At 44.8% G+C, this 25832-nt stretch carries 18 protein-coding genes; 12 read left to right on the forward strand and 6 right to left on the reverse strand.

The window, feature by feature from the left end:
- The first annotated feature begins 291 nt into the window (after positions 1-291).
- Positions 292-2070: a hypothetical protein gene (locus QUB64_RS04290; protein ID WP_333269581.1), complete on the forward strand. Its 1779-nt coding sequence runs from the start codon at positions 292-294 to the stop codon at positions 2068-2070.
- Between the two features lie 243 nt (positions 2071-2313).
- Here the strand turns inward: QUB64_RS04290 and gloA are convergent, their stop codons facing one another.
- From gloA to QUB64_RS04310, 4 genes are all read right to left on the reverse strand, one after another.
- Complete coding sequence (gene gloA, locus QUB64_RS04295; RefSeq protein WP_333269580.1) at positions 2314-2718, reverse strand: lactoylglutathione lyase; 405 nt, start codon at positions 2716-2718, stop codon at positions 2314-2316.
- A gap of 74 nt (positions 2719-2792) precedes the next feature.
- Positions 2793-3029, reverse strand: a complete 237-nt coding sequence (locus QUB64_RS04300) for a hypothetical protein (RefSeq protein WP_333269579.1) — start codon at positions 3027-3029, stop codon at positions 2793-2795.
- 19 nt (positions 3030-3048) lie between these two features.
- Positions 3049-5304: a heavy metal translocating P-type ATPase gene (locus QUB64_RS04305; RefSeq protein ID WP_333269578.1), complete on the reverse strand. Its 2256-nt coding sequence runs from the start codon at positions 5302-5304 to the stop codon at positions 3049-3051.
- 288 nt (positions 5305-5592) lie between these two features.
- Positions 5593-5787, reverse strand: coding sequence for a heavy-metal-associated domain-containing protein (locus tag QUB64_RS04310; RefSeq protein ID WP_333269577.1), 195 nt, complete (start codon positions 5785-5787; stop codon positions 5593-5595).
- Between the two features lie 245 nt (positions 5788-6032).
- Here QUB64_RS04310 and QUB64_RS04315 point away from each other — a divergent pair, with 245 nt between their 5' ends.
- The 11 genes from QUB64_RS04315 (at position 6033) to rpmB (ending at position 20422) form a co-directional block, all read left to right on the forward strand.
- Positions 6033-6755: a DUF305 domain-containing protein gene (locus QUB64_RS04315; RefSeq protein ID WP_333269576.1), complete on the forward strand. Its 723-nt coding sequence runs from the start codon at positions 6033-6035 to the stop codon at positions 6753-6755.
- 762 nt (positions 6756-7517) lie between these two features.
- A complete protein-coding gene (locus QUB64_RS04320; RefSeq protein WP_442921629.1) occupies positions 7518-9482 on the forward strand; it encodes an efflux RND transporter periplasmic adaptor subunit in 1965 nt (654 codons plus the stop codon).
- Between the two features lie 252 nt (positions 9483-9734).
- On the forward strand, positions 9735-10418 hold the full coding sequence (locus QUB64_RS04325; protein WP_333269575.1) for a phosphatase PAP2 family protein: 684 nt from the start codon (positions 9735-9737) through the stop codon (positions 10416-10418).
- A gap of 290 nt (positions 10419-10708) precedes the next feature.
- A complete protein-coding gene (locus tag QUB64_RS04330) occupies positions 10709-13867 on the forward strand; it encodes an efflux RND transporter permease subunit (protein WP_333269574.1) in 3159 nt (1052 codons plus the stop codon).
- Between the two features lie 95 nt (positions 13868-13962).
- Entirely contained in the window at positions 13963-14454 is a 492-nt protein-coding gene (locus QUB64_RS04335) for a hypothetical protein (RefSeq protein ID WP_333269573.1), read from the forward strand.
- A 556-nt stretch (positions 14455-15010) separates the two neighbouring features.
- Positions 15011-15700 carry a two-component system response regulator RppA gene (gene rppA, locus QUB64_RS04340; protein WP_333269572.1) on the forward strand — a complete coding sequence of 230 codons (690 nt, stop codon included), beginning with the start codon at positions 15011-15013 and terminating at the stop codon, positions 15698-15700.
- A 114-nt stretch (positions 15701-15814) separates the two neighbouring features.
- Positions 15815-16045, forward strand: coding sequence for a hypothetical protein (locus tag QUB64_RS04345; protein WP_333269571.1), 231 nt, complete (start codon positions 15815-15817; stop codon positions 16043-16045).
- A complete protein-coding gene (locus QUB64_RS04350) occupies positions 16042-16389 on the forward strand; it encodes a type II toxin-antitoxin system PemK/MazF family toxin (RefSeq protein WP_333269570.1) in 348 nt (115 codons plus the stop codon). The genes QUB64_RS04345 and QUB64_RS04350 overlap by 4 nt, the downstream gene beginning before the upstream one ends.
- 20 nt (positions 16390-16409) lie before the next feature.
- Complete coding sequence (rppB, locus tag QUB64_RS04355) at positions 16410-17783, forward strand: two-component system sensor histidine kinase RppB (RefSeq protein WP_333269569.1); 1374 nt, start codon at positions 16410-16412, stop codon at positions 17781-17783.
- 216 nt (positions 17784-17999) lie between these two features.
- The gene (gene htpG / locus QUB64_RS04360; RefSeq protein ID WP_333269568.1) at positions 18000-19988 is read left to right on the forward strand and encodes a molecular chaperone HtpG; all 1989 of its coding nucleotides are present in this window, start codon (positions 18000-18002) and stop codon (positions 19986-19988) included.
- Between the two features lie 197 nt (positions 19989-20185).
- Positions 20186-20422: a 50S ribosomal protein L28 gene (gene rpmB / locus QUB64_RS04365; protein ID WP_333269567.1), complete on the forward strand. Its 237-nt coding sequence runs from the start codon at positions 20186-20188 to the stop codon at positions 20420-20422.
- A gap of 213 nt (positions 20423-20635) precedes the next feature.
- Here rpmB and QUB64_RS04370 read toward each other — a convergent pair whose 3' ends face one another.
- Together QUB64_RS04370 and QUB64_RS04375 are read right to left on the reverse strand one after the other, a co-directional pair.
- Positions 20636-22699 (reverse strand): adenylate/guanylate cyclase domain-containing protein, encoded by a 2064-nt coding sequence (locus tag QUB64_RS04370; protein WP_333269566.1) that lies wholly within the window; start codon positions 22697-22699, stop codon positions 20636-20638.
- Between the two features lie 117 nt (positions 22700-22816).
- Positions 22817-25789 (reverse strand): adenylate/guanylate cyclase domain-containing protein, encoded by a 2973-nt coding sequence (locus tag QUB64_RS04375; protein ID WP_333269565.1) that lies wholly within the window; start codon positions 25787-25789, stop codon positions 22817-22819.
- Positions 25790-25832: the final 43 nt, after the last annotated feature.

Here is a 25832-nt window from a genome sequence, read left to right on the forward strand (position 1 = left end):
CAGCGTAAAAAAAAGACTTCTTTTGTAGCATTACTTTTTAGAACTGGTATAAGAAGCGGGACTTTAAGAACTCTCTTCCCCCTCCCACCAGGGGGGCGCCGGGGGGATCAGTCTTAACCCAAGCGTATTGGGGTTGAGTAACGAGAAATCTACTTGTGAAACTGGGTTTCTAGCTGCTTGTGCGTCCACTGCGTCCAGGACTAATATTGACAAAAAGCAGCAGTAGATGTAAAGTTGCATTCAGCATCGGACAACGACGTTAAGATCTAGCAATTGTCATGGCGACAAATTATGACAAGCAATCTCTGGAAACTCGATCGCACTAGCATCCCTGAGTCAATGGAGTGCAGCGGCACAGCGCTCATCTTCACTCTCACTAAATATAGTCAACCTTGGCAAAGAATAAACACAGTTGAAGGAATCGTGCAACACTGCGGAATCGAGCCTTTTGCTGAAGTTTTGGACGTACCGAAAAGCGGAATATTAGGGGAAGATATACCGGAATCCGCCAGAAAACCGCATCCGAATTTGCTGTTTCGGGCTTTGGCAATTCAGGCCTTGGGCAAGGTGCGAGAGGGGCTGATACCAAGTGAGGAAGCTGCTATAGCAAGTGATGTCAGCAAAAATCTGCTGGCGGTGTTGGAACAGGAAGCGCGAGGGGGAGCGACCCCTTTAATTCAGTGGTCTGCGGCTGTTAGCATTCAGTCAATTTGGTTGGATGAAGCAGGACAAGGACAAAGCAAGGAATCTGCTGTCAATGTCACAATTAATGCAGCAGAAATTGAGCAGCAGGTTGTAGAAGAGCAAATTAAACTGTTAGCCAGCAATAAATTTGCTTTGAGCGACAACAGCAGAATGGACAGCGGTAAGGAATATGAGAATTGTCTCGATTTTTGGGTGTACGGCCCTAGCTGGCTGCTGCTGGGTGTGTTAATGGATTGCGAGGAATATCTGTTTTGGCTCGATCGCGTATTTGCTGCGATCGCAGTTACGGATGATGGGTACAAATTTCATGCCGAAAAGGATGCAGCCATCACAAACTTTTTGGATGTAGCGAAAAATAATTTTCAGGAGTGGGAATTCTCCCAAATACTTGCCAAAATTTTTGAGTTTCTGCACCACCCGGAAGCGATAGTCAAAAATCGATCGGCAATTATTTTAGAACCTTACCAAGATCGGCTAGACCGAAAATCGGCGCAAATTATGACAGCGCTCCTATATAAATTTCATGTAGAACATCAGTCTTTAGAATCTCTGACTATTGCCGAAATAGAGGAGTGCAAAGCGTCACTGAATCTAGGTAAAAAGGAAATTGACGGCGTTTATTCTGAGGCTTTGTCGCTGTGCGGCGAGGATGTCGAAATGGCAAATTTTTTGTCAGATAAACAGAGGGAATACCAAAATACTGTAGACGAGCATATTAACAATTTGAGCAAGTTAGTTAAGTCTATCCTAGATTGTCAGAGCTTGTTAGATGCGAATAGGGAACTTTTGTATTTGACAGTAGAGCGGCTGCAAGAATGGGATCAGACCCTTGGCAATAAACTGGCTGGGCACCGCAGGAAACTCGAAAACGTGAGTGTTGACAAAAGCACGTCCGAGCAGTGCATAAACCTCGACAACGATTTGAATTTTATCAGAGATGCTTTGCAGTATACTTTGTATGAAGTTACTTCAAAAATTAACAGCAAAATTAGAGATTTAGAACTTTCGGCGTCCAAAAATAACAAGACTGCAACACAGATGTTTAAGTGGACGTGGGTATTGTTAGGAGTGTGGTTTTCAATAGGGGTGCTTTTGTATTTATCCGATGCAGTGATTAACTCGATATTGACTGTCAACTACTACCAAAGTGAATTTCTAGTCTATTGGACTATTTTCTTTATTGTGATGGTGACATTTTTGTTAGTATTAGCTGTATTATTTTCGGCGATCGCTGCCTTAGACAAGCGCCGAGAATCTAAATTAATTCCTAAATTTGATAGTTTAAGTCAAATAGGCAACAGTTTTTCTATTTTGTGGCAAAAGAGTTACTTGCAGCAGTTTGTACCGTCGGTGCGATCGAATTAAAAGCGGTCAAAATTCCTTCGCATTCTATCAGTATACAAATTAGGTACGTAGTTGCGCTTCAGCGCTCTTTCTTATATTAGGAAAGAGCGCCCAAGTGCAACTACATACCGCTGCAATTTGTACCGTCGGTGCGATCGAATTAAAAGCGTTGAAAACCCCTTCGCATTCTGTCAGTATACAAATTAGGTACGTAGTTGCGCTTCAGCGCTCTTTCCTAATGTGGTAAAGAGCGCTGAAGCGCAACTACATACCGCTGCTACCTTGATTTTTTAGTTGAATTAATTCAACTTTATATCCATCTGGATCTTGCACAAAAGCGATGACAGTTGAACCGTGCTTCATCGGGCCGGGTTCGCGAGTAACTTTACCGCCGCGGGCTTTAATTTCTTCGCAAGTACCGTAAATGTCGTCAACGCCGATCGCAATATGACCGTAAGCATCTCCTAAATTGTACTCTGCGACGCCCCAGTTGTACGTTAATTCCAAAACTGTAGTGTCGGATTCGTCGCCGTAGCCCACAAAAGCCAGAGTAAATTTACCGTCTGGATAGTCCTTTTGTCGCAGCAATCTCATCCCCAGAACCTCGGTGTAAAATTTGAGGGACTCTTCTAGGTTCCCGACTCGGAGCATCGTGTGTAGTAGTTGCATTTAGCTCACTCCAAATTTTTTAAGCTTTTTTAATTTTACCGATATCTTGCTGGAAAAAACCGCGACGGGAAAATTTACTTGGTGTTAACTTGATTTTTACTCCACAAAAACCACCACAGTTCTAAACCAATTAAGCTCAATCCGCCTGCTGTGATGCCAATTTTCAAACTTAGCGGCTGTTCTATCTGCCGAAATTGAGCGGTTGAAATTATATCATGATTTGATATTTGATTGGCTCGAACTCCCGATGCAATTCCGAGCATAATTCCTAAACCTGCGAGAGTTCCTAAAATTTGACGCTGGCTGAACATTTCTCAAATTGCTCCTCAATTATGCAATAACTTTAGCTTGAAAATTCCGCAACCGCAAAGCATTAGTCACTACCGAAAGCGAACTGAAAGCCATTGCTGCACCAGCGATAATCGGATTGAGCAGCCAGCCAAAAATTGGGTACAAAATGCCAGCGGCGATCGGAATTCCTGCGATGTTGTAAATAAAGGCAAAAAACAGATTTTCGCGGATGTTTCGCATGGTGGCGCCCGAAAGTTGAATTGCTGTAACTATCCCTTGCAAATCTCCTGAAATTAAGGTAATGTCGCTGGCTGCGATCGCCACATCAGTGCCGGTACCGATCGCAATTCCCACATCCGCAGCAGCCAAAGCTGGAGCGTCATTAATCCCGTCTCCCACCATCGCCACAATTTTGCCTTCCCTTTGCAGCGCTTGGATTTGAGCTGCTTTTGCGTCGGGTCTAACTTCGGCAAAAATGCGAGTAATTCCTACCGATTGCGCGATCGACTCCGCAGTCGATCGATTGTCCCCAGTCAGCATCGCCACCTCCAAACCGAGTTTTTGCAGTGCTTTCACCGCCCGGGCTGACGAGGGTTTCAGGGCATCGGCAATGCCCAGAATTGCCTCAATTTTGCCCTCTACAGCCATCCAAACCACCGTTTTGCTCGCAGCTTCAAAAGCTCGCGCGCGCAGCTCCAGATATTCAGTATCGCAGCCTAGTTCCTGCATCCATCTGAGGGTTCCCAGGGCGATCGACTTTCCCCCCGAAACCCCTCGCACGCCGCTACCCACCACAGCCTCAAAATCTTTAATATCTGTCAACTTTACCTCTTGAGATTGAGCGTATCTCACCACAGCTTCCCCCACAGGATGCTCCGAATTTCGCTCAACAGAAGCCGCCAATTGCAGCAACTTTAACTCATTGCTGTGGGCAGTTCCTTTAATTGTCACAAAATCAGTTACAGTCGGCTTACCTTCCGTAAGAGTTCCAGTTTTATCTAACACGATAATTTGAATTTTATGAGCCAATTCTAAACTATCGGCTCCTTTAATTAAAATCCCATTTTCTGCACCTTTACCCGTGCCAACCATCACAGCAGTGGGAGTCGCCAAACCCAAAGCACAGGGACAGGCTATAATCAGCACTTCCACCATTGTCACCGTCGCTAAAGTGAAGTTTCCCGTCGCGTCAAACCAGATAATAAAAGTAGCTAAAGCGATGGCAATGACTGCGGGAACAAACCAGCCAGTCACTCGATCTGCTAACTTTTGAATCGGTGCTTTTGAACCTTGGGCATCCTGCACCATCTTGACAATTTGAGCTAAAAATGTATCTTTGCCAATTCTGGTAGCGCGAAACTTAAAGCTGCCTGTTTTGTTAATTGTCGCTCCAATAACTTCATCGCCAAGCTGCTTTTTAACGGGCAAACTTTCCCCCGTAACCATTGCTTCGTCTACCGTCGAAGCACCTTCAATCACCTCTCCGTCTACGGGGATTTGCTCGCCCGGGCGCACCTGCACGATGTCGTTAATTGCCACTTGGGCGATCGCAATTTCTAACTCTTCTCCGTTGCGAATTATCCGAGCAGTTTTTGCTTGCAAGCCCATCAGTTTGCGAATCGCTTCCGAAGTCTCTCCCTTCGCCCGATTTTCTAGGTTTTTCCCCAACAAAATTAAGGCGATTACGCTGGCTGCAACTTCGTAGTAAACGCTGGGAGTCAAACCTTGGGTGGTGAATAAACCGGGAAAAACTGTCACAAATACAGAATAAAAGTAAGCAGCACTGGTACCCAAAGCAATCAGGGTATCCATGGTTGCGACGCGGCGTTTTAGGGATTTCCAAGCCCCCACATAGAACGATTTGCCACACCAAAATTGTACCGGTGATGTCAAGATTAATTGCAGCCAGGAATTGTGCAGCCATGGGGGAATGAATGGCAGGTGCCAGCCTGTCATCGCTGGAATAGCACCCACAACGAGCAGAATGCTGATGCTGCCTGCGATCCAGAGTTTTCGCTGCAAGTTTTGAGATGCGGATTTGCGATCGGCTTGTTCTGCATCATCCTCCGCCGCAGCCATTTCTTGCAGCGGTAAAGCTTCGTATCCCGCCGCATCAACAGCCGCTTGAATTGTTGCTAAATTGGTTTGCTGGGAGTCGTATTGAATGGTTGTTTGTTCCATCCCAAAATTGACATGACACTCTCTTACGCCGGGAACAGATTGGATTGCTTGTTCGATAGAGGAAGCACAAGCAGCACAACTCATGCCCCGCAATTTAAGTGTGAGATTGTCCATAAATGCCCTCCTAAATTAGAAAGTTACCTTCGGCGTTCAAATGACTCCCCAAAAACCTATAAAAACCGCATAATCCTGTCGTGGATAGTCAAAAAAAATTGACTCTTTTCCAATCTGCAAGATTCATCTGTGAAGTAATATTATGTCCTGTAAATTACCATAATAAAAACGGTTTGTAGTGAGGACTTCAGTCCTCTGATTATGAGGACTGAAGTCCTCACTACAAACCAATCTTATCATGGTCGTTCTCTGCGGACATGATATAAATCTCAAATCTCAAATCTCAAATCAACTGACTGGATAGCCAGCAGATGCGATCGCTTTCCTAACTTCACTTTCCGATTTAGCGGTTTGAATCGTGACCAATTTTGTCTTGAGATCCGCCTCAACAGTGGCGGCTGAGTCTACTGTTTGGACTGCTTTGGTTATTGTATTCGCACAAGCGGAACAAGCCATTTTGGGAACTTTTAGCTGTAAAGTCATAATTGGAACCTCAGCAGAAACTACTCTGCTTCATAGATGAATTAACTTCATTGTAAAGTCTCCAGCTAGCAGGAGAGTCAAGGGAAATTGCGAAATAAATCAGGAATTACGCAAAAAGTGGTTTGACACGCTACCTGACACGGCACAGCAATAATTCGTTACAGATGAGCATCAATAATTTCATCCTGATTTCATTTATATGTGAGAACCTAAATACAAATGGCAGCTTTAAGGAGATAAAATCTATGAAACCAACTTCATTAAAAACAGGCTTTGCAGCACTGATATTGACCGCCACAGCCGCCCTAACCAGCGGAGTGCTTGCAGCTTGTTCAAAAGCCCCTACCAGCCAAACTCAAGCCCCAAATGTTACCGCAGCAACCGAAGCAAACAACAAGCAAGACGCGGCACAAGGCGGCGGTATGGGTGGCATGAATCATGGCATGAATCACAATATGTCAATGGATTTAGGCCCTGCTGATGCCGACTACGATTTGCGATTTATTGATGGGATGACAGTACACCATCAAGGTGCTGTAAACATGGCGAAAGAGGTGCTAAACAAGTCAAAGCGCCCGGAAATGAAAAAACTAGCTAATAACATTATTGCTGCTCAAAACCGCGAAATCAATCAAATGAAACAGTGGCGCAAAACTTGGTACGCCAAAGCCGACAGTACGCCAATGGCTTATCACGCTCAAATGGGTCACATGATGGCAATGACTCCCGAACAAATGCAAAGCATGATGATGAGCATGGATTTAGGGGCGGCAGATGCTCAATTTGACCTGCGATTTCTGAATGCGATGATTCCCCACCACGAAGGAGCTTTAGTGATGGCTGAAGATGCTTTGAAAAAGTCGAAGCGGCCGGAAATGAAGAAATTATCTCAAGAGATTCTGACTTCGCAAAAAACAGAAATCAATCAAATGAAAGAGTGGCGCAAAGCTTGGTATAAAAAGTCATGAATGGCTCGAAAAATCAATCACAATATCTGTAGGGGCGGGTTCACTAAAATATAAATAGTAAGTCAAAAAGCCTAGTAAACCGCCCCAGCATTAGCTCCCGAAAGCAAGATGTGACACAAATCTTCATAATTAGTGACGTGAATCACAATAGGTAAATTTTTCAGGAAATACTTGCTTCACAAAAGCCAGAAATAGAGGACATGAAAGAGTGGCGGAAAGTCTTGTACAAACAGTAATTCAGCTCCATCACCGCTATCAGCAGTTGCCTGAATTCACATCATTTCATTTTTTGTTAAAAATAGTGTTGACAAGTTAGAAGCAGTCGATCTAAAGTAGGAAAGTCAGCACAAAGTTATAGACAGGGGTAGTTCATGATATCGAACAGCTTGCAATTAAACACAACAGATCAATCAAATGCAGCCGTAGAGGAGCTAGTGAGCACATTGACAAAGGAAATTGAAGCGCAAGCAGAGCTCGCAAAACGGAAAAAATCTCTACAGGGCAATCGCTTGGCATTAGGCCACACTTATATTCGTATTTTAGAAGCCGGAGGGCATCTGGGTTGCTGAGGCGAAATTTCATCCTAATTTCATTTGTCAGTGAAAGACTAGGTTGAGGAGAGCATTTGTAGCTCTTGGTCATTGCTTAGCAGTCGCTTATGGGAAAATGCTAATAAGTAGCTCCGGTTAATTCGGTTAACTTACTTAGTTTGGCAAAATTCCAACCGTTAAGCCTTGGGCACTCAACCTGATTTCAAGGACAATGCCAACGATGATATTTCACAAAAATTCTGAATCTCCGGCAATTATTAGCAGCTTTTCAGGAACTTTGTTAAGCCTAATCTTGCTAACTTATCCCACCGCCGTTTTCGCCCACGCTGGGCACGGAAATGAATTTCACCAAGATAGCGAAACAACTCAAACTCCTGCTGCTATCTCTGTCGATGCTGAAACAGCAAAACGGTTAGGAATTAAAGTCTCTCCGGCTACCCGCCAGCGACTAGATATCGGCATCAAAACCACAGGACAAATTGAAACTTTGCCAAACCAAAAGGTAGAAGTGACTGCTCCGGTTGCTGGCCAAGTGGTAGAGTTGCTAGTTAAGCCTGGGGACAAAGTATCAAAAGGTCAATCGGTTGCAGTTTTGTCGAGTTCAGAATTAGGACAGTTGCGTGTAGAATCTCTCTCGAAACGAGCGGAAGCTGAGGCCGATTTGCAGCAAGCGCAAGGCGATTTGAAACTAGCTACCGAAAATTACGATCGCCAAATTCAAATCTCTGAAGCCGAAATAATACAGGCCCAAACTCAATTAGCCGCAACGACTCAGCAGTACGAGCGAGAGCAAGAATTAGTCAATCAGCGCTCGGTTGTCAAAGTTGCTAAGGAAAATTATCAGCGCCAGCTTGAAATAGCGCAAGCAGAAATAGCGCGAGCAGAAACAGAATTGACGGTGGCTAAAGAACAATTCGATCGCGATCGAGAATTAGTGGCATCAGGTGCGATCGCGCGGCGTACAATGCTAGAGTCGCAAGCTCACTTCGCCGAAGCCAAAGCCACGGTTGCGAAGGCAAAAAGCCGCCCAGAAGTTATCAAAGCCGAAACCGAAATTAAACAAGCTGAAGTAGACCTCCCCATGCGGGAATTGCGCGATTCCCAAGGCAAGGTGGCAGAAGCAAAAGCTCAACTTACCAAAGCTCAGAGCCGCCGGGAAGTCCTCGAAGCCGAGAATCAGGTCAAACGCGCCAAAACTGCCGTGCAAGTCGCTCAGTCGCGCATTCGCTTAGCCGATGCAGCCTATCAAGCGCGCCTGCAACAATTAGGGACTGTTGCGAACGATCGAGGACTTGTCACCGTAATTGCTCCGATTGCTGGTACGATCGCCGATCGCGCCATCACCCTAGGAGAGTCTGTAAGCCCTGAAAAACCGTTGATGAGCGTCCTCAATGACAGTCGGGTTTTCGCTACAGCCAACATTTACGAAAAAGACTTGAATCAGGTAAAACAGGGCCAGGAAGTCAGGGTAAAAGTTGCTAATTTGGGCGATCGGATTTTCAAGGGAAAAATCACCTTAATTGGCTCATCCGTGCAAGGAGAAACGCGGGTTATCCCAGTCAAAGCAGAATTAGATAATAGTAACGGCGAGTTAAAGCCGGGATTGTTTGCGGAGTTAGAGATTTTAACCGACAAAACAGCCACAAATATTTTAGCAATTCCGAGTACAGCAGTAGTAGATGTTAGCGGTAAAAAAACCGTTTACGTGCAGAATGGCGATGCTTATCAAGCTGTTGACATTGAAGTCGGTCAAACTGCGGGGGATTTAGTGGAAGTTAAGAGCGGTTTATTCGATGGAGATTTGATTGTTACCCAGCGCGCACCTCAACTTTACGCCCAATCTCTGCGGGGCGGTAGCAAGCCATCAAAAACCGAGGAGAAGCCAGAGACAACTGCACCAACAGCACAGACAACTACTAACAATTTTCCGCAGCAAATGTGGTGGTTAGCCGGAACAGGAGGAGCAGCAATATTGGGTACTCTAGCATTTTCTGTCGGTGTTTTAGCAGGTCGCAGAAAGGGCGATCGAGCCGATATATCGAGTAATCTAGAAGATAAGCAAATTGTTTATGAAACAGAGATTTATCTAGAGGATTCTCAGCTAAATTTGCCTAACTCAACTGCAATTATTGAGGAAAGTCAAGAATCTCACCAGGGTAATCGATATAGACAATAATTCCGCGAATTTGGATGGAACTTGTTTTAACTTTATTTAAAATACAATATGCTTGGGTTAAGGTTTGTCCGAAGAGAGGAACGAAGCAATCACAGTGTCTATTTTTCGTATCATTTTACGCCCAGGACGATCTTATATGAACCTTATTGATTTAAAATAAGCGTCTCCTTCGGGGTGCGCGGAATTAGTAAATCGTTGACAAAATATCAACCCTAGTGTAAATTATCTGAAATTGCTTATTTCAGACAAATTATGTTACGCAAGTCTTATGAATTTTGGCTACAGCATATAAACCCCCACTTAAATACTTTGATTGTGACAATCGGTGTAGTTGGACTTACCAGTTGTCTGGCGATCGGTTGTCTTTTAGCATGGCTGTTTCAAGAAGTATTACAACGACAAGCTTTTGCCTTTGATACTGTTTGGTTGAACTGGCTGCACGGCTATGCAAATCCCAGTCGAGATGTTGTGATGCTAACAATTACTCAGCTTGCTGATGCTAGTGTGGTCGTCGTAATTGTGGCAGTTACCCTGGGAATTCTGTGGTGGAAGCATTACCGCCAGGAAGCTAAATTTTTTGCTCTTGCTTGTTTGGGAGCCTTGATTATCAATACTGGATTGAAGTTATTTTTTAGCAAGCCTCGCCCCCAGATTTTTCCGAGTTTAGTTGCAGAAACATCTTTTAGTTTTCCTAGCGGTCACGCTTTAGGAGGTTTTGTGATGTATGGATTTCTAGCTTACCTGCTTTCCGCTCACTTTCCCAAGTTTTCTAAACTTATTTATACTCTAGCCGTTGTGACGATCGCTCTAATTGGCCTGAGTCGGATGTATATAGGAGTACACTGGCCAACAGATATCATTGCTGGCTACGGAATCGGCTATCTTTGGCTGATGATTTGCATCACAATGTTGAAGTTGCAAACCAGACAAGTTTAGTCATTGGGCATCGGGAATTGGGCATGGGGCATCGGCCAAAGAGGGCATCGGCCAAAGAGGGTATTGGGCATTGGGCATTGGGCATTAGGAAGAAGACATACACACCAAAATTTTTAGCTATATTTTTGCACTCATTCACTGGCCTATCCTAAAAATATCTGCGTTTATCCGTGTTTATCTGCTTTACATCTGCGGTTTGAAAAGATTTCATTCTGATTTCATTTTTGGGTGTCAATATAGCTTAAATGGCGATTTGATAATGTTTGAGCGAGGAAGCGCGGGGAAATCTAATGTTCAGCACTATTCTGAGATGGGTAATTAATCGCCGCTGGCTAGTCGTTCTCGCCACCATTATTATTAGTCTTTGGACATTATATATCATCCCCAAAATGTCCCTCGATGTCTTCCCGCCTTTTGCACCGCCGCAAGTCGAAATTCAGACAGAAGCACCGGGCCTCGCACCGGAAGAAATCGAATCTTTAGTAACACTTCCGATCGAAAGTGCAATTAACGGAACTCCGGGAGTAACAGCAGTGCGATCGTCTTCTGCTGTGGGTCTTTCTGCGGTAAAGGTAATCTTTGATTGGGGAACTAACATTTATCAAGCACGCCAATTAATAACAGAAAGGTTGCAGCAAGCTAAAAGCAAACTCCCGGCTGGGGTAGAAACACCACAAATTTCTCCGACAACTTCTCCTGTCGGACTGGTAATTACCTATGCTTTTACATCAGAAACTACTCCTTTGATGGAAGTGCGCCGTCTGGTAGATTGGCAAGTCACAAATCGCCTTCTCGCCGTGACTGGCGTTGCTCAAGTTGTGGCTTATGGCGGCGAACAAAGGCAGTATCAAGTATTAGTAGAACCTGCTAAATTAAAAGCTTTTAATGTGTCGTTGCAGCAAGTGGCGGAAGCGGCGAAGGCTGCGAATGTTAATGCGCCTGGGGGTTATTTAATTACCCCGGATAAAGAAACTTTAATTCGGGGGGTGGGGCGGATTGAGTCTGTGGCGGATTTGCAGCAATCTGCGATCGCATCTCGCCAAGGAACGCCCGTGAGAATTGGTGATGTCGCTGATGTCAAGATTGGTGCTGCAATCAAGCGGGGAAATGGCAGTTTTAACGGCAAAAAAGCTGTGATTGTGATGGTAAACCGACAGCCCGTTGCGGATACTCCGACGGTGACGAAAGCGGTTGAGGCGGCAATGGCTGAGGTACAGCAAGCTTTACCTAAGGATATTAAGGTGACAGTGACTTTCCGCCAGGAAGAGTATATCAACTCTTCGGTGGAAAATGTGCGATCGGCTTTAGTGGAAGGCAGTATCATTGTCACCGTGATTCTGATCCCGTTTTTGATGAATTGGCGCACTCTGACGGTGGTTTTGCTCGATTTCTTCCTAACTTGGCTGTTCGGGCTGCTGGCGATGTATTGGCTGGGGCTGGGATTGAATACGATGACTTTGGGTGGTTTGTCGGTGGCGATCGGAACTGCGATCGACGATGCTATTGTTTATGCTGAAAATACCTATCGCAATTTGAGAGAAAATACTGCTTCTGGGCATCCGCGCCCGGTGATGGATGTGATTTTTGATGGCAGTCAAGAGGTGCGAGATTCGTTAATTGGAGCTACGGTAATTGGGATTGTGGTGTTTTCGCCGATTTTTACTTTGCCCGGTGTAGAAGGTCGGATTTTTACGCCGATGGGAATTACTTATTTGGTGGTTGTGGTGATTTCTAGTCTGGAATCGCTGTTTGTTTCTCCGGCGCTTTGTGCTATTTTGTTGCCGAGCAAACGCATGAGTGCTGAGGAGCCTTGGCTGCCGAGATTTTGCAAGCGCATCTATCACTTTTTCATCCAATTGTCAATGCGTTATTCGGCGATAATTTTAGTTTTAGCTGCTGCTAGCATGGTGGCTGCATTAGTTATTTTGCCTTCCTTTGGACGGGTGTTTTTGCCGGAGTTTCAGGAGCAAACTTTGGTGAATACTATTCTGCTTTATCCGGGGGTGTCTTTGGAGACGACGGATAGTGCGGCTTTTGCGATGGAAGATGCACTTAAGGACGATCGCAGGTTTGAATACGTGCAAGTGCGATCGGGTAGAGCTCCGGGTGATGCCGATGCTGCGGGTGTCAATTTAGCTCACATTGATATCGGTTTGAGCGAGGAAGGGATGAAAAATAGGTCAAAAACTTTGGAGTTTTTGCGGCAGGAATTTGCGAAATTGCCGGGAGTTGCACCAAATATCGGAGGCTTTATTTCTCACCGGATGGATGAGGTTTTATCTGGTGTCAGAAGTCAGATTGCTGTGAAAATCTTTGGCCCGGATTTGAATCAACTTCGCAGCCTCGGCGCTCAAGTTGAAGCGCAAATGAAAACAGTTAAGGGAATTGTGGATTTGCAACTCGAACCCCAGGTGCCGGTACAGCAAATTCAAATTAAGTTTAACCGCCAAGCTGCGGGTAGATACGGTTTAAAAATCGGAGAACTTTCGGAAATCATTGAGACTGCTTTAAATGGCAAAGTTGTATCGCAAGTTTTGGAAGCACAGCAAACTTTTGATTTAGTTGTGTGGTTGCAGCCGTCAGCCAGAAATAACCTGGAAACTATTCAGAATTTGTTAGTTGATATCCCCCCTCTTTCCCCTCCTTATCAAGGGGGGGATGAAAGGGGGGGTAAAATTCCCCTCGCTCAAGTTGCGACTGTTACATACGGTACGGGCCAAAATACGATTAACCGCGAGAATGTTTCGCGGTTGATTGTGGCGGCGGCTAATGCAAAAAATCGGGATTTGCGATCGGTTGTGAATGAAATTCAAGCTAAAGTCAAACGGGAGGTGCAGTTACCGTTTGGTTATTTTATCCAGTACGGCGGTCAATTTGAGGCGGAACAAAGGGCTTCGCAGAATATTATGGTGTTTAGCGCGATCGCCTTTTTGGTCATTACCGTCTTGATGTACCTTTCCGTTAAGTCGATCGCTTCAACTGCGATGATTATGATTAATTTGCCGATCGGCTTAGTTGGAGGAGTAATTGCTGTAGCTTTGACGGGCGGTACAATTTCCGTAGCTTCCCTGGTTGGCTTTGTCACATTATTCGGCGTAGCTACCCGCAACGGCTTGCTGTTAGTAGACAACTACAACACTAAATTTGCCGAAGGAATGCCCTTTAAAGAAGCCGTTGTTAAAGGCTCGATGGAACGGCTCAACGCCATCCTGATGACCGCTTTAACTTCAGCCTTGGGTTTAGCACCTTTAGTCTTAGAAGGCGGGCCGGGGAAAGAAATATTGCAACCTTTGTCAGTAGTAGTTTTAGGGGGCTTATTTACTTCTACTGCCTTAACTCTGTTAGTTTTGCCAGCCTTGTATGCTCAATTTGGGAAGTTTTTACGACCTCAACAAATTCAGCCTGTTGCGGAAGATACAAAAGTAGTTAAAGCAGTTTTTGAGCAATGATTTTGCTAAGTGCTGAATAATTTTGATGATTGTCCTTGACGCCCTGTTTTAAAATGCCATAATTTACGAATAATTGTCCGCAAAGAGTCAAGCACATGAAAACGATCAAATCAAGTTTAATTATTCTCAGCAGTGTCGGACTGCTATTTTTGGGAGCTTGCGGTGGAGGTGGCAAACCAAGCGATGATACAAAAAATACCAGCCCAGAATCCCCACCTGCTGCTTCAAAACCTGCGTCTTCCGCTCCCGCGGCTGCTCCTGCTGGTGCAAAAGGAGCTAAAGGCGGTCAAGTTGTCAATGCTGGAGCTTATCATTTAGAGTTTGTACCTGAAAAACAAGCTACTGGGACTCACTTAGATTTGTACCTGCAAAAAGGCGATAAAAAGGAAACAGTCGCTGATGCGAAAGTGTCCGCTCAAGTGCAGTTGCCGAATGGAAAGCAACAAACGCTAGCTTTTAAATACGATCCGGCAGATAAACATTATACTGCTGTGTTTCCTGTCAAAGGTGCCGGTCAGTATCCTGTGAAGGTGAACGCGGATATTAAAGGAGAAAAAGTGGACGGTCGTTTTACATTCACTCAGTAGATTGAGTAAAATTTAGTTGTGGATACCCGGTTGTTTGAGCGAGCGGGTTTTTGTTAACAAAAGTAATCATGTAGCGGCTGATATTTGTGAGGACACGGCAGTGCCGTGTCCCTACTACCAAGACCAAGTTTATTTAAGCAGTATGCGCGGTATTCAGACACCCGGTTACAGCAACAACTGGGAGTACGCAATATCTGGTAAAATTGTGGGAATAAACGCATAGGTTCTCCTCGGTAGAGTTGGCATTCAGATATACTGAGCGGAAGTTAAAGTTAATACCTGTTTTCAAGCTTTATGTAACTGTTGCATGATTTTTGATGGGATGAGGTGCGGATCTATGAGATTGTCCGTTTTTATTCAGAGATTGTTGATTGCGACACACCCTACGAATAATATTGCAGTAATTATGAAAATTGATATCAGCTTTCGCGCATTTAATTTGTTGTACATTTATGTTATTTCAAACCATCCGTGGGGTGGGCATCTTGCCCGCCCATAACCTTAACATCTTGCCCGCCCCGACCATTAAATTTAAATCCCCAAAAGCTTATTTTTTATGAGAATTTTGCTAGTTGAAGATGAGCCAGATTTAGGAAAGGCGATCGATCGCACTTTGAAGCAAGAAAAATACATAGTTGACTGGGCCCAGGATGGGAATGAAGCTTGGGAATATCTAGACAGTCAGTGGACGGAATACACCCTAGCCATCTTTGACTGGTTGCTTCCGGGATTGTCGGGAATAGAATTGCTGCGAAGGTTGCGCGCCAAACATAGTTTTTTGCCAGTTTTGATGCTGACAGCCAAAGACAGGATGGAAGATAAAGTGGCGGGATTGGATGCGGGGGCTGACGATTATTTAGTCAAGCCCTTCGGGATGGCGGAATTGTTAGCAAGGTTGCGGGCGCTGCAAAGGCGATCGCCCCAAATACAGCCCCAACAGCTACAAATCGGCAATCTCGCCTTAGATTGCGGTAATCGCACGGCTTGTCACCTCAATCAAAACGGCACAAACCAGACTATTTCGCTGACTAATAAAGAATTTCAATTGTTAGAATATTTCATGAAACATCCGAATCAAATTGTCACCACCGACCAAATTCGGAATCAGATATGGGAAGCCAGTGCAGATACTTTTAGCAATGTAGTAGCCGCTCAAGTGCGCTTGCTGCGGCGCAAACTCGAATCAGTTGGCTGTGCGAACTTAATCGAAACTGTCCACGGCGTCGGATACCGGATGAGAAATTGAAAGTAGGGTGCGCACTACGCACCGATATTGCAGGTTTGCAGTGCCAGGGTAAACTAGATCGCATTTCCAGTATCTGGCTATAATATAGAAAACTCGATCGCAAAGATGGCTCCCATGAAAGATTTAATCCAACAAGAGTTAGAAAAGCTCGATCTAGAACAACTCAAACAAGTGTTTGAATTTATTTCTTTTCTGAAATTTCGTGCCAGATTAGTTAGTAATGTAGCAATAGATGAAAGCAACTTAGCCGCACTCTATAGCGAATTTGCCGAAGAAGATAGACAACTTGCAGAAGTAGGTATGAGCGAATATGCAGAAATACTAAAACGTGAGGATTTGCAATGACAATCAGACGGGGTGAAATCTGGATTGCAGCCCTCGATCCTACCCAAGGTTCCGAACAGGCAGGTGTACGTCCCATAATTATTTTCCAGAATGATACTGTTTCGAGATATACGAATACTGTTATTAGTATTCCTCTCACAACTAATCTGCGCCGTGCCTCTCTTCCTTCATGTGTTTTCATTCCCAGCGGTGAGGGAGGGTTGACTCAAGATTCGGTTGCATTGTGCCATCAAATGCGAGTTTTGGATCAAACACGATTGCGACATAAAATTGGTGAAGTGAATCCAGAGACATTGGTACAATTAGAAAACAATGTATTATTTACCTTGGGATATTTACCTTAAAAAATCTCCCTCGAATCAATGTGAATCAAAATAAACTATTTAACCGCACTCGATCGCAATTAGCTCTTTCCTATGCGGCAGTAATGGGTTTGATTTTAAGTTTGTTGGGATTTGGTGTATATAAGGCGATCGCCCACGCGCACTGGATCGCCATAGATCGCGAACTAGAATCGGTAGCTGGGACACTCCACGATAGCCTCGAAATCAAGCTACAGCAGCCCGGGCGCCTAGAACCAATCGTCTATGAACTTTTGCCAAACCTCCGCGTAATTGGAGTTAACGGGGTTAAAGAACAGTTGCCCGATCGCCATATTTTAAGCGCCATCAACCAAAGCTATTACTATATCCGTTTATTTGACTCTTCTGGGAAATTGATTGCTACAGCAGGCGCTTATCCCGAAACATTGCCGCCGAGATTTAACTCCCAACACTGGCAAACAATCGCTGATAGCAAAGGCAATATTTATCATCAAATTTCTGTATCGCTGCACACTAACACCCTGGAAAATTGGGGATATTTTCAAGTAGGGCGGAGCTTGCAAGACTTCAACGATTATCTCAGTACAGTCAAATTAATTTTAAAGTTTGGATTGCCGACAGCGTTAATTTTGGTGGGTTTTTCTAGTTGGTGGCTGGCGGGATTGGCGATGAAACCGATTTATGCTTCTTACCGACAAATCCAACAGTTTACGGCGGATGCTGCTCACGAATTGCGGACGCCTTTAGCGGCATCTCAAGCTACCGTAGAATCGGCGCTGTTGATGCCAGAATTGGATGAAAAAGAAGCGCGGGAAATTTTGCGGACGATCGATCGCCAAAATCGACGCTTGACTCAGTTAGTCACTGATTTGTTGTTGTTGGCGCGGATGGACTCTCAACCAAAATCCGTTAGCGAAGCCCGCCCCTACGGGAGGCTCATCAACGAAGAGGATCGCCCTCAGCTTTGTTGTTTGAACGACTTGGTGAGCGATTTAGTCGAGGAATTGGCTGCTTTGGCGAGATCCTCCCAGGTAGCCCTAACCTCGGAAATCCGCGCACAGCAGCAGTTAAATGTTGTCGGAGATGCCGATCGACTTTACCGTCTCGTTACTAACTTAATTGTGAACGCAATTCAATACACTCCGGCTGGGGGAAAAGTCACAGTAATCTTAGATTGCAGTCACCAGGAGGCGATAATTCAGGTGCAAGATACGGGTATTGGGATAGCGGCGGCAGATTTACCGCGGATATTCGATCGCTTTTACCGAGTCAACAGCGATCGATCGCGCCATACGGGCGGTTCGGGACTCGGATTGGCGATCGCGCGGGCGATCGCCCGGGCACACCGCGGCAGCCTCAGCGCCCGCAGCGAATTGGGTTCCGGCAGTACCTTTGTCCTGCGGTTGCCTTTGTGAGCTACTATGTGAGGGAAACCGAATCATCTTTTTAGGGTAATCCCTTTTGCAGAAGATAGCGCGATCGCCGAAAATCATTAAATAGTCAGTTGACAGTTGACCGCTTGACAGTTGACAGTTGACCGTTTGTAGGGGCGGTGGATGGTGCGTGCGGGCCCTCTTAGTTGACCGCTTGACCTGGGACAGTTAATTTCTCACAATTATCACCGAAGAATTATGACAGTTTTAGAACAGGGAACAATCTCGATCCATACCGAGAATATTTTCCCGATTATCAAGAAGTCGCTATACACCGACCACGAAGTCTTCTTGCGGGAACTAATTTCTAACGCCGTCGATGCCATAGCCAAACTCAAAATGGTTTCGCGTTCCGGCGAATACACCGGCGACATTGGCGAACCGCAAATCAACATTGCAATTGACAAAGAAAACAAAACCCTCTCTATTTCCGATAACGGCATCGGCATGACCGCCGATGAGGTAAAAAAATACATCAACCAAGTCGCTTTTTCCAGCGCTGAAGAATTTATTCAAAAATACCAAGGCAGCGGCGACGACGCAATCATCGGTCACTTCGGTCTCGGTTTCTACTCATCTTTCATGGTGGCAAAGCAAGTAGATATTGAAACCCTTTCCTACAAAGAATCTTCCCAAGCAGTACACTGGTCTTGCGACGGTTCCCCCGCTTTTGAACTATCAGAATCTACCCGTACTGAACGCGGCACTACAATTACTCTCACCCTACAAGATGAAGAACTGGAATATGTAGAACCCAGTCGCATCAAGCAGTTAATTAAAACCTACTGCGATTTCATGCCAGTCCCCATCAACTTTGAGGGAGAGCAACTCAACAAGCACCAGGCAATTTGGCGGGAATCAGCCAGCAATTTGCAAAAAGAAGATTACTTAGAACTGTACCGCTATCTTTACCCGTTCCAAGACGAGCCGCTACTGTGGGTACACCTGAATACAGATTATCCTTTCATTGTCAACGGGATTCTTTATTTTCCGAAACTGCGGCCGGATGTTGATGTTACCCAAGGCAATATTAAGCTCTTCTCCAACCAGGTTTTTGTCAGCGATCACTGCGAAGAAATCATCCCTAAATTCTTGATGCCGCTGCGGGGAGTCATTGACAGTACCGATATTCCGCTGAACGTTTCTCGCAGTTCTTTGCAAAGCAATCGCACAGTCAGAAGAATTGCTGATTATATTGCGAAAAAAGTGGGCGATCGCCTGAAAGAACTTTACCGCGATGACCGCGATGAATACATCCGCTGCTGGCAAGATATCGGCACTTTTGTCAAGTTTGGTTCTCTCAACGATGACAAGTTCAAAAAACAAGTCGAAGATATCTTAATCTACCGCAGCACCTACGAACCAACAGCAGAAAAACCGGAAACTGCAACGCCAGAAGTGCAGGTGCAAACTGAGGACGGAGATTTGTGGCAAGATGTCACTCCCAAATCGGACGGTTCTACTTCGACGCAACCTTACACGACGCTGAAAGAGTATTTGGAACGCAATCAAAAACGCCACGAAAATCGGGTGTTTTACTGCACTGAACCTGCGTCGCAAGCAACTTATGTCGCCCTGCACAAAAGCCAAGGTTTAGAAGTGCTGTTTATGGATTCTTTCATTGACACGCACTTTATCAGTTTCTTGGAACGCGAATACTCAGATGTTAAATTCTCGCGGGTGGATTCTGACATTGACGACACGCTAATTGACAAAGAAAAAGAAGCGGAAATTGTCGATCCGGCGACGAACAAAACTCGCAGCGAACAAGTCAAAGAAATGTTCCAAAAGGCTCTCAACAAGCCGAAAGTGAACATCCGCACTGAAGCTTTGAAGTCTGACTCTGCGGAGGCGGCGCCACCTGCGATCGTCCTGTTACCGGAGGCTTTGCGCCGGATGCGGGATATGACGGCGCTTTTACAGCAGCAAGCGGCCGAATTCCCCGAAGAACACGTTTTGCTGGTGAATACGTCTCACCCGCTGATTCAAAATCTGGCGAGTTTGGGTCAGGGTGCGATTATTCAAGGTGGCGGCGAGTCTCCGTCGGCGCAGTTGGCCAGCATGATTTGTCATCACGTTTATGACTTGGCTTTGATGGCCCAGAAGGGTTTCGATGCTGAAGGGATGCAGGAGTTTGTTGAGCGATCGAACAGCGTCTTGACAAAATTGACTGAACGTGCAATGTAAGAACCCCCCCAACCCCCCGATGCTTTGAGGGGAGCTAGAGTTTGGTTTGTTGGAAACAGTCGGTTTTCTGATAAGCCCTTCACCAGCGAGGCTAGAGGGCTTTTCTTGTCTCCCCCTTAACAAGGGGGGCTAGGGGGGTAGTCCGCAGTTGCTCTATAATAAAAGGCTGCATCAAAAAAAGTAGTCTGGAGGGCAATATGTCACGGAAATGTCAGCTAACGGGGAAAAAGGCGAATAACGGTTTTGCGGTTTCTCACTCGCACCACCGCACTCACAAGTTGCAAGAAGCAAATTTGCAGTGGAAGCGGATTTGGTGGCCGCAGCAGCAGCGTTGGGTAAAGTTACACCTTTCTACGAAGGCGATTAAAACCTTGGAACACAAGGGTTTAGAAATTATGGCGAAGGAAGCTGGAATTAATCTTTACAAGCTTTAAATAACCTTGTTAGTTGAGCAAAGGGCGATCGCGTACATTAAAAGTGCGATCGCCCTTACTTTTAGAGAAAAATCTAGATTAGAACCCCGGAGATCCCCCCTAACCCCCCTTAAAAAAGGGGGGGACAAGAGTATTCTGTTTCGTCCCCCAACAATCAGGGGGATGCGAGGGGGATCTCCGGGTAATAAACAGTGTTAACCCAAGCATATTAGATTAAACCAATTTTCGGTATTTCAGTAAATAAGTAGTCATCATCCCTTTACCTTTAACTTCGATCGCACCGCGACTTTCAAATACATACTTTTCCTGCAATTTATGATAAGTTGTAGATGTGACGTGAATGCTCCCGGGCTTGCCGTGAGATTCCATGCGAGAAGCCGTGTTAACGGTGTCTCCCCACAAATCGTAAATAAATTTTTTAATCCCGATGACTCCGGCGACAACCGGGCCAGTGTTAATTCCGATTCTGATACTAAGATGTTGATTTTGAGTTTTGCTGAAGTCAATAATCGCCTCCTGCATATCCAAGGCCATTTCTGCGATCGCCTCTGCGTGATCTGGGCGAGTAATTGGCAGCCCTCCAACAACCATGTAAGCATCGCCAATCGTCTTAATTTTTTCTAAACCGTGCCTTTCTGCTAAGTTATCAAAAGTCGAAAAAATGTTATTCAACAAAGCAACTAATTCTGTTGGAGAAACTCGCGCACTCAATTGAGTAAAACCTACGATGTCCGCAAATAATACAGTAACATCAGCAAAAGTATCTGCGATCGTACTATCTCCCTGCTTCAAACGATTTGCTATTTCTTCCGGTAAAATATTCAACAACAACCGTTCTGATTGTTCCTGTTGAACTCGCAGTGCACTTAAAGTATCATTGAGAGCATTAGTTCGTTCTTCAACTCTAGATTCTAACTCTTCATTCAGCTTGTGCAACGAAATTTCAGCCTGCCTTCTACCTGTGATATCCGTACCGATTGCTAGTAGTCCCGCGAACTTTCCTGCTGCATCAAACAGCGGTTTATTTGCCCACGATACCCAAACACGAGATCCGTTACGTTGAATACTTTCATTTTCATTTGTCGTATATTCTTCCGGGTTATTTAAAATATTTCTCAATAATATGGCCAGGTCGTTTCCCGCTGTATCTGTCTGGGGGACAATTGTGCCAACAGCGTTTTTTCCCAGTATTTCTTCTTCCCTGTAACCAAAAAATTTCTGTGCAAATTCATTAAAAAAAGTAATATTGCCTTCCGTATCTATTTTTAAAATAATACTGTTAGCATTTTCCACCAATTCTCGATACTTAATTTCGCTTTCTCGTAGCGAATTCTCTGCTGAGGCCCGTTCAGCAACTGTGGTAGCCAACAACAGCGAAGTAATTACAATTACGCTCATGAAAGCCTGCAAAAATAAGATTGCCTGATTGATATTGAGAGCCTTAGTAATAAATGGCCCACCTCCCTGAGAACCGCCCCAAATGGCGATACTGGATACAATGAAAGATGCTAAAACAGCGCCAGATTGTCCGAATTGAATGGTTGCCCAAATCACCAACGGAAATGGCAAGTATTCCAGAGGATAACCGGAAAGATTGCTATCACTTTTTGAGTTGTACACTAGCCAACTGACTGTTACCAAGGACAGCAAACAGATGCCGCGCCAAATTAGACTTGCAAGTGTTGTACGGCGTGTATTTGGTAAATTGCGTGCCGTTATTTTTTTGTATGCAATCAGCAGCAGTGGAGTAAAAATCAAAACTCCTAAGGTATCTCCGAGATACCAATTCCACCGAATTGTCCAATATTCGCTCCACTGAACTAGACCAGTCAAACACAGACGCAGAGTCCCGAGAGAGCAGTTAATTTGAGTTGCAACCACAGCACCGCAAAAGACTAAATTGACTACATCGAGCAGCCGAGCGAGTGAGGGGCGAAAATCGAGTTTTTGCAGCAAAATAAAGGCGCACAAAGCTTGCAGAAAAGCACAGAATCCAGCCACTAATGCGCTGATCCAGGATACATTGAGGTTGATAGTATCGAAAAAGAATACGCCTAAAGCTATGCCCGGCCAAACACGCCAACCAAACAATAAAAGTGCTGCTTGTGCGATTCCTGCTGGCGGCCAGACGCAGGTAGCTAATTTATTCACGCCTGGGATTGAAGATGCTATTTTTGCTCCTAAAGCGTAAGCAAAAGTAATGGCCGTTATTTTTGCTAAGTATTGCCAATTTATAGATTGAATAAATCTCAAAAACTGATTGTTTTGTTTGTTCATACTGAGTTTTATATTTTTCACTGTCTATACCAACCCAGACGATTAGGAAGTTATTAATTGCTTAAACATAAGCTAAACTTTCCTTCTTCTCACTTCCTTTTTTCTTTTTCCTTTTTTTTACAACTTAATACCTGTTAAAAAATAAGTATTCATCTCACCTTTACCTTTGACTTCAATTGTGCCACGACTTTCTAATAAATACTTGTCTTGCAATCGCTCGTAAGTTGCAGATGTGACTTGAATTTGACCGGGTAAGCCGTGAGATTCCATACGGGAAGCGGTATTAACTGTGTCTCCCCACAAATCGTAGATGAATTTTTTTATGCCGATGACTCCGGCGACAACCGGGCCGCTGTTGATGCCGATTCTGATGCTAAAATCTTGATTGTTGGTATTGCTGAATTCAATAATTGCCTGCTGCATATCCAGGGCCATTTGGGCGATCGCCTCTGCGTGATCGCTGCGAGGTACGGGCAGCCCTCCCACTACCATATAAGCGTCACCAATCGTCTTAATTTTTTCCAATCCGTGCTTTTGAGCTAGGCGATCGAATGTCGAAAAAATTTCGTTAAGCAAGGAAACTAATTCCGGCGGAGAAATTTGGGAACTAATTTGAGTAAAACCGACTATATCTGCAAACAATACTGTGACTTCGGCAAAAGTATCGGCGATGATGCTTTGGTCTTGTTTGAGTCTTTCGGCAATCGCTTGTGGCAAAACATTGAGTAGGAGACGGTCAGATTTTTCTTGTTCTAAGCGCAAAGCTGCCTCAGCTTCTTTGCGAGTTGTGATATCTTGAACAGTACCTTCGTAAGAAAGCAAATTGCCATGTCTATCAGAGACAGTATAAGCATTTTCGGCAATCCAAATTATACTGCCATCTTGACGGTAAACCTGAGATTCAAAATCCGATACTTTGCCGTTTTTTTGCATTAATTCGATGATTTCGGCGCGGCGTTCTGGGTCTACATATAGCTGGCGGTTGATATCAGTTAACTTTTCCAGCATTTCCTCACAGGAACTGTAACCATAAATGCGAATTAAAGCAGGGTTAACGCTGAGATATTCCCCATCAGGAGTAGTTTGAAAGATGCCGACGATCGCTTTTTCAAATATGCTGCGGTATTTTGCCTCAGCTTGCCGCAGTGCTGCTTCCGCGCGCTGGCGTTCTCGCGCTTCCACTGCGAAAGTTACAGAGTCTGTTAGAGAAACAGCGAAACTTTGTTCTTCAATAGTCCAATAACGGGGCATTCCTAGGTGTTCCAAACAGAGAACTCCTGCTGTTTCTCCGCCTATTTGAATCGGCGTATCTAGCATGGAAGTGATGCCCAACGGAATTAGGTAAGATTCCACAAATTCTCTAGTTCTAAAATCTTTTTGCGCGTCAAAGGCAGCAATTGCGCGTTCTTCTCGCAGTGCTTGAAAATAGACAGGATAGTCTGCTTCTGCTAATTCTATACCCTCTGAGTGCTGGTTGAGGGCGCGATCGAACAAATCCAGACACTCTATCTTGGATTTTGTGCGATCGTACAGCCAGATGCTCGATCGCGCAACGTCCAGAGTACGGCTAGCAGTTTCAGTGATTTCTTGAAGCGCTTTGGTTAAGTCGCCTTGATTCAGCGCTTTATTTTTTGCTAAATCAATTAATGCCGATTTCTGTTTCTGTAGCTGAAGTTCGCTTTGTTTCAGGGCATTTGTCCGCTCTGCAACTCGGATTTCCAGCTTTTCGTTCAGATGAAGCAGCTCTATTTCAGCTTTTCGGCGATCGGTGATATCTGTGCCGATGCAGAGGAGGCCCAGGAGTTCTCCCGCTGCATCAAACAGCGGTTTATTTGCCCAAGATACCCAAATGCGAGATCCGTTGCGCCGGATATTTTCATTTTCATAGCTAGTAAAGCGATCGGGATTTTGTAAAATTTCATTATAAACCAACTCTAAGTTATTTCCTGCGATGTCACTCACGGGAATAATTGTTCCCACTGCATTTTTGCCAATGATTTCTTCCTGATTGTAGCCAAAGAATATTTCGGCAAACTCATTAAAAAAAATAATTGTGCCGTCCGGCTCCAATTTGACAATAATACTGTTAGCATTTTCCACCAATTCTCGATATTTAATTTCGCTGTCTCTCAGCGAATTTTCTGCCTCGGCGCGTTCGGCTACCGTCGCTGCCAATAACAGCGATGTAATCGTAACTACAGCCATAAAAGCTTGCAAGAATAAGATAGCTTGATTGATATTTTCGGCTTTGGCTATAAATGGCCCACCTCCGTGAGAACTGCCAAAAATTGCGATGCTTGAGACAATGAACGATGCCAGGACAGCGGCCCGCTGACCGAATTGGAGCGCCGCCCAAATTATCAAAGGAAACGGCAAATATTCCAGAGGATAGCGAGAAATAGCAGCTTCATTTTTCGACTCAAAGACAAGCCAGCTTACCCCAATTAATAATATTAACCATACTCCCCGCCAAATTAAATAATTTTTCGGAATCTCGGCTTGTCTTTTTAAACGATCTCCGGTTACTTTCGGGCGCAAAAATATGAGAATTAAGGGAGTCAAAATTAAAACTCCCATTGTATCTCCAAACCACCAATTCCAGCGCAGCGACCAATATTCTGCCCCATCTACTTTCCCCGCTAAATATATAGAAAACGCGCCAATAGTACAACTGATTTGAGTAGAAAATATACCGCCAAACAAGATTAAATTAACTACATCTTTCAAACGTTCTAGAGACGGACGAAACCCCAGCCAGCGCAGCGCAGTCGCTGCAAAAACAGCTTGGAGAATAGCACCAACGTTTCCTCCCAGCCAAACCACGAATATCTGTTCGCTTGGGTTAACTAAATTGAGGAAAAATATACCCAAAACAATCGCAGGCCAGACTTTTCTGCCAAACAATAAAAGTCCGGCTTGTGCAATTCCTGCGGGCGGCCACACCGAGGAAGCAAAGGGATTGACACCTTGAATTGAAAATGCTAGCCTCGCCCCCACGGCGAAAGCGATCGCCACGACAGTTACTTGGGCTAAGTACCGCCCTATTCTGGATTGAGGGAATCGAAGAAACTGATTTAGGTTCAGATTCATGTCGAGTTTTAAGTTTTATATAAGTTTATGTAGGGTGCGCAGT

The organism is Microcoleus sp. Aus8_D2 (genome assembly GCF_036702665.1).
Taxonomy (GTDB): domain Bacteria; phylum Cyanobacteriota; class Cyanobacteriia; order Cyanobacteriales; family Microcoleaceae; genus Microcoleus.

Coding starts and splice junctions, on each gene's coding strand:
- htpG (WP_333269568.1), top strand. CDS start 18,000: ATGACAGTTTTAGAACAGGGAACAATCTCGATCCATACCGAGAATATT.
- QUB64_RS04370 (WP_333269566.1), bottom strand. CDS start 22,699: ATGAACAAACAAAACAATCAGTTTTTGAGATTTATTCAATCTATAAAT.
- gloA (WP_333269580.1), bottom strand. CDS start 2,718: ATGCAACTACTACACACGATGCTCCGAGTCGGGAACCTAGAAGAGTCC.
- QUB64_RS04320 (WP_442921629.1), top strand. CDS start 7,518: ATGCCAACGATGATATTTCACAAAAATTCTGAATCTCCGGCAATTATT.
- QUB64_RS04305 (WP_333269578.1), bottom strand. CDS start 5,304: ATGGACAATCTCACACTTAAATTGCGGGGCATGAGTTGTGCTGCTTGT.
- QUB64_RS04350 (WP_333269570.1), top strand. CDS start 16,042: ATGACAATCAGACGGGGTGAAATCTGGATTGCAGCCCTCGATCCTACC.
- QUB64_RS04330 (WP_333269574.1), top strand. CDS start 10,709: ATGTTCAGCACTATTCTGAGATGGGTAATTAATCGCCGCTGGCTAGTC.
- QUB64_RS04335 (WP_333269573.1), top strand. CDS start 13,963: ATGAAAACGATCAAATCAAGTTTAATTATTCTCAGCAGTGTCGGACTG.
- QUB64_RS04290 (WP_333269581.1), top strand. CDS start 292: ATGACAAGCAATCTCTGGAAACTCGATCGCACTAGCATCCCTGAGTCA.
- QUB64_RS04300 (WP_333269579.1), bottom strand. CDS start 3,029: ATGTTCAGCCAGCGTCAAATTTTAGGAACTCTCGCAGGTTTAGGAATT.
- QUB64_RS04315 (WP_333269576.1), top strand. CDS start 6,033: ATGAAACCAACTTCATTAAAAACAGGCTTTGCAGCACTGATATTGACC.
- rppA (WP_333269572.1), top strand. CDS start 15,011: ATGAGAATTTTGCTAGTTGAAGATGAGCCAGATTTAGGAAAGGCGATC.
- QUB64_RS04375 (WP_333269565.1), bottom strand. CDS start 25,789: ATGAATCTGAACCTAAATCAGTTTCTTCGATTCCCTCAATCCAGAATA.
- QUB64_RS04325 (WP_333269575.1), top strand. CDS start 9,735: ATGTTACGCAAGTCTTATGAATTTTGGCTACAGCATATAAACCCCCAC.
- rpmB (WP_333269567.1), top strand. CDS start 20,186: ATGTCACGGAAATGTCAGCTAACGGGGAAAAAGGCGAATAACGGTTTT.
- QUB64_RS04345 (WP_333269571.1), top strand. CDS start 15,815: ATGAAAGATTTAATCCAACAAGAGTTAGAAAAGCTCGATCTAGAACAA.
- QUB64_RS04310 (WP_333269577.1), bottom strand. CDS start 5,787: ATGACTTTACAGCTAAAAGTTCCCAAAATGGCTTGTTCCGCTTGTGCG.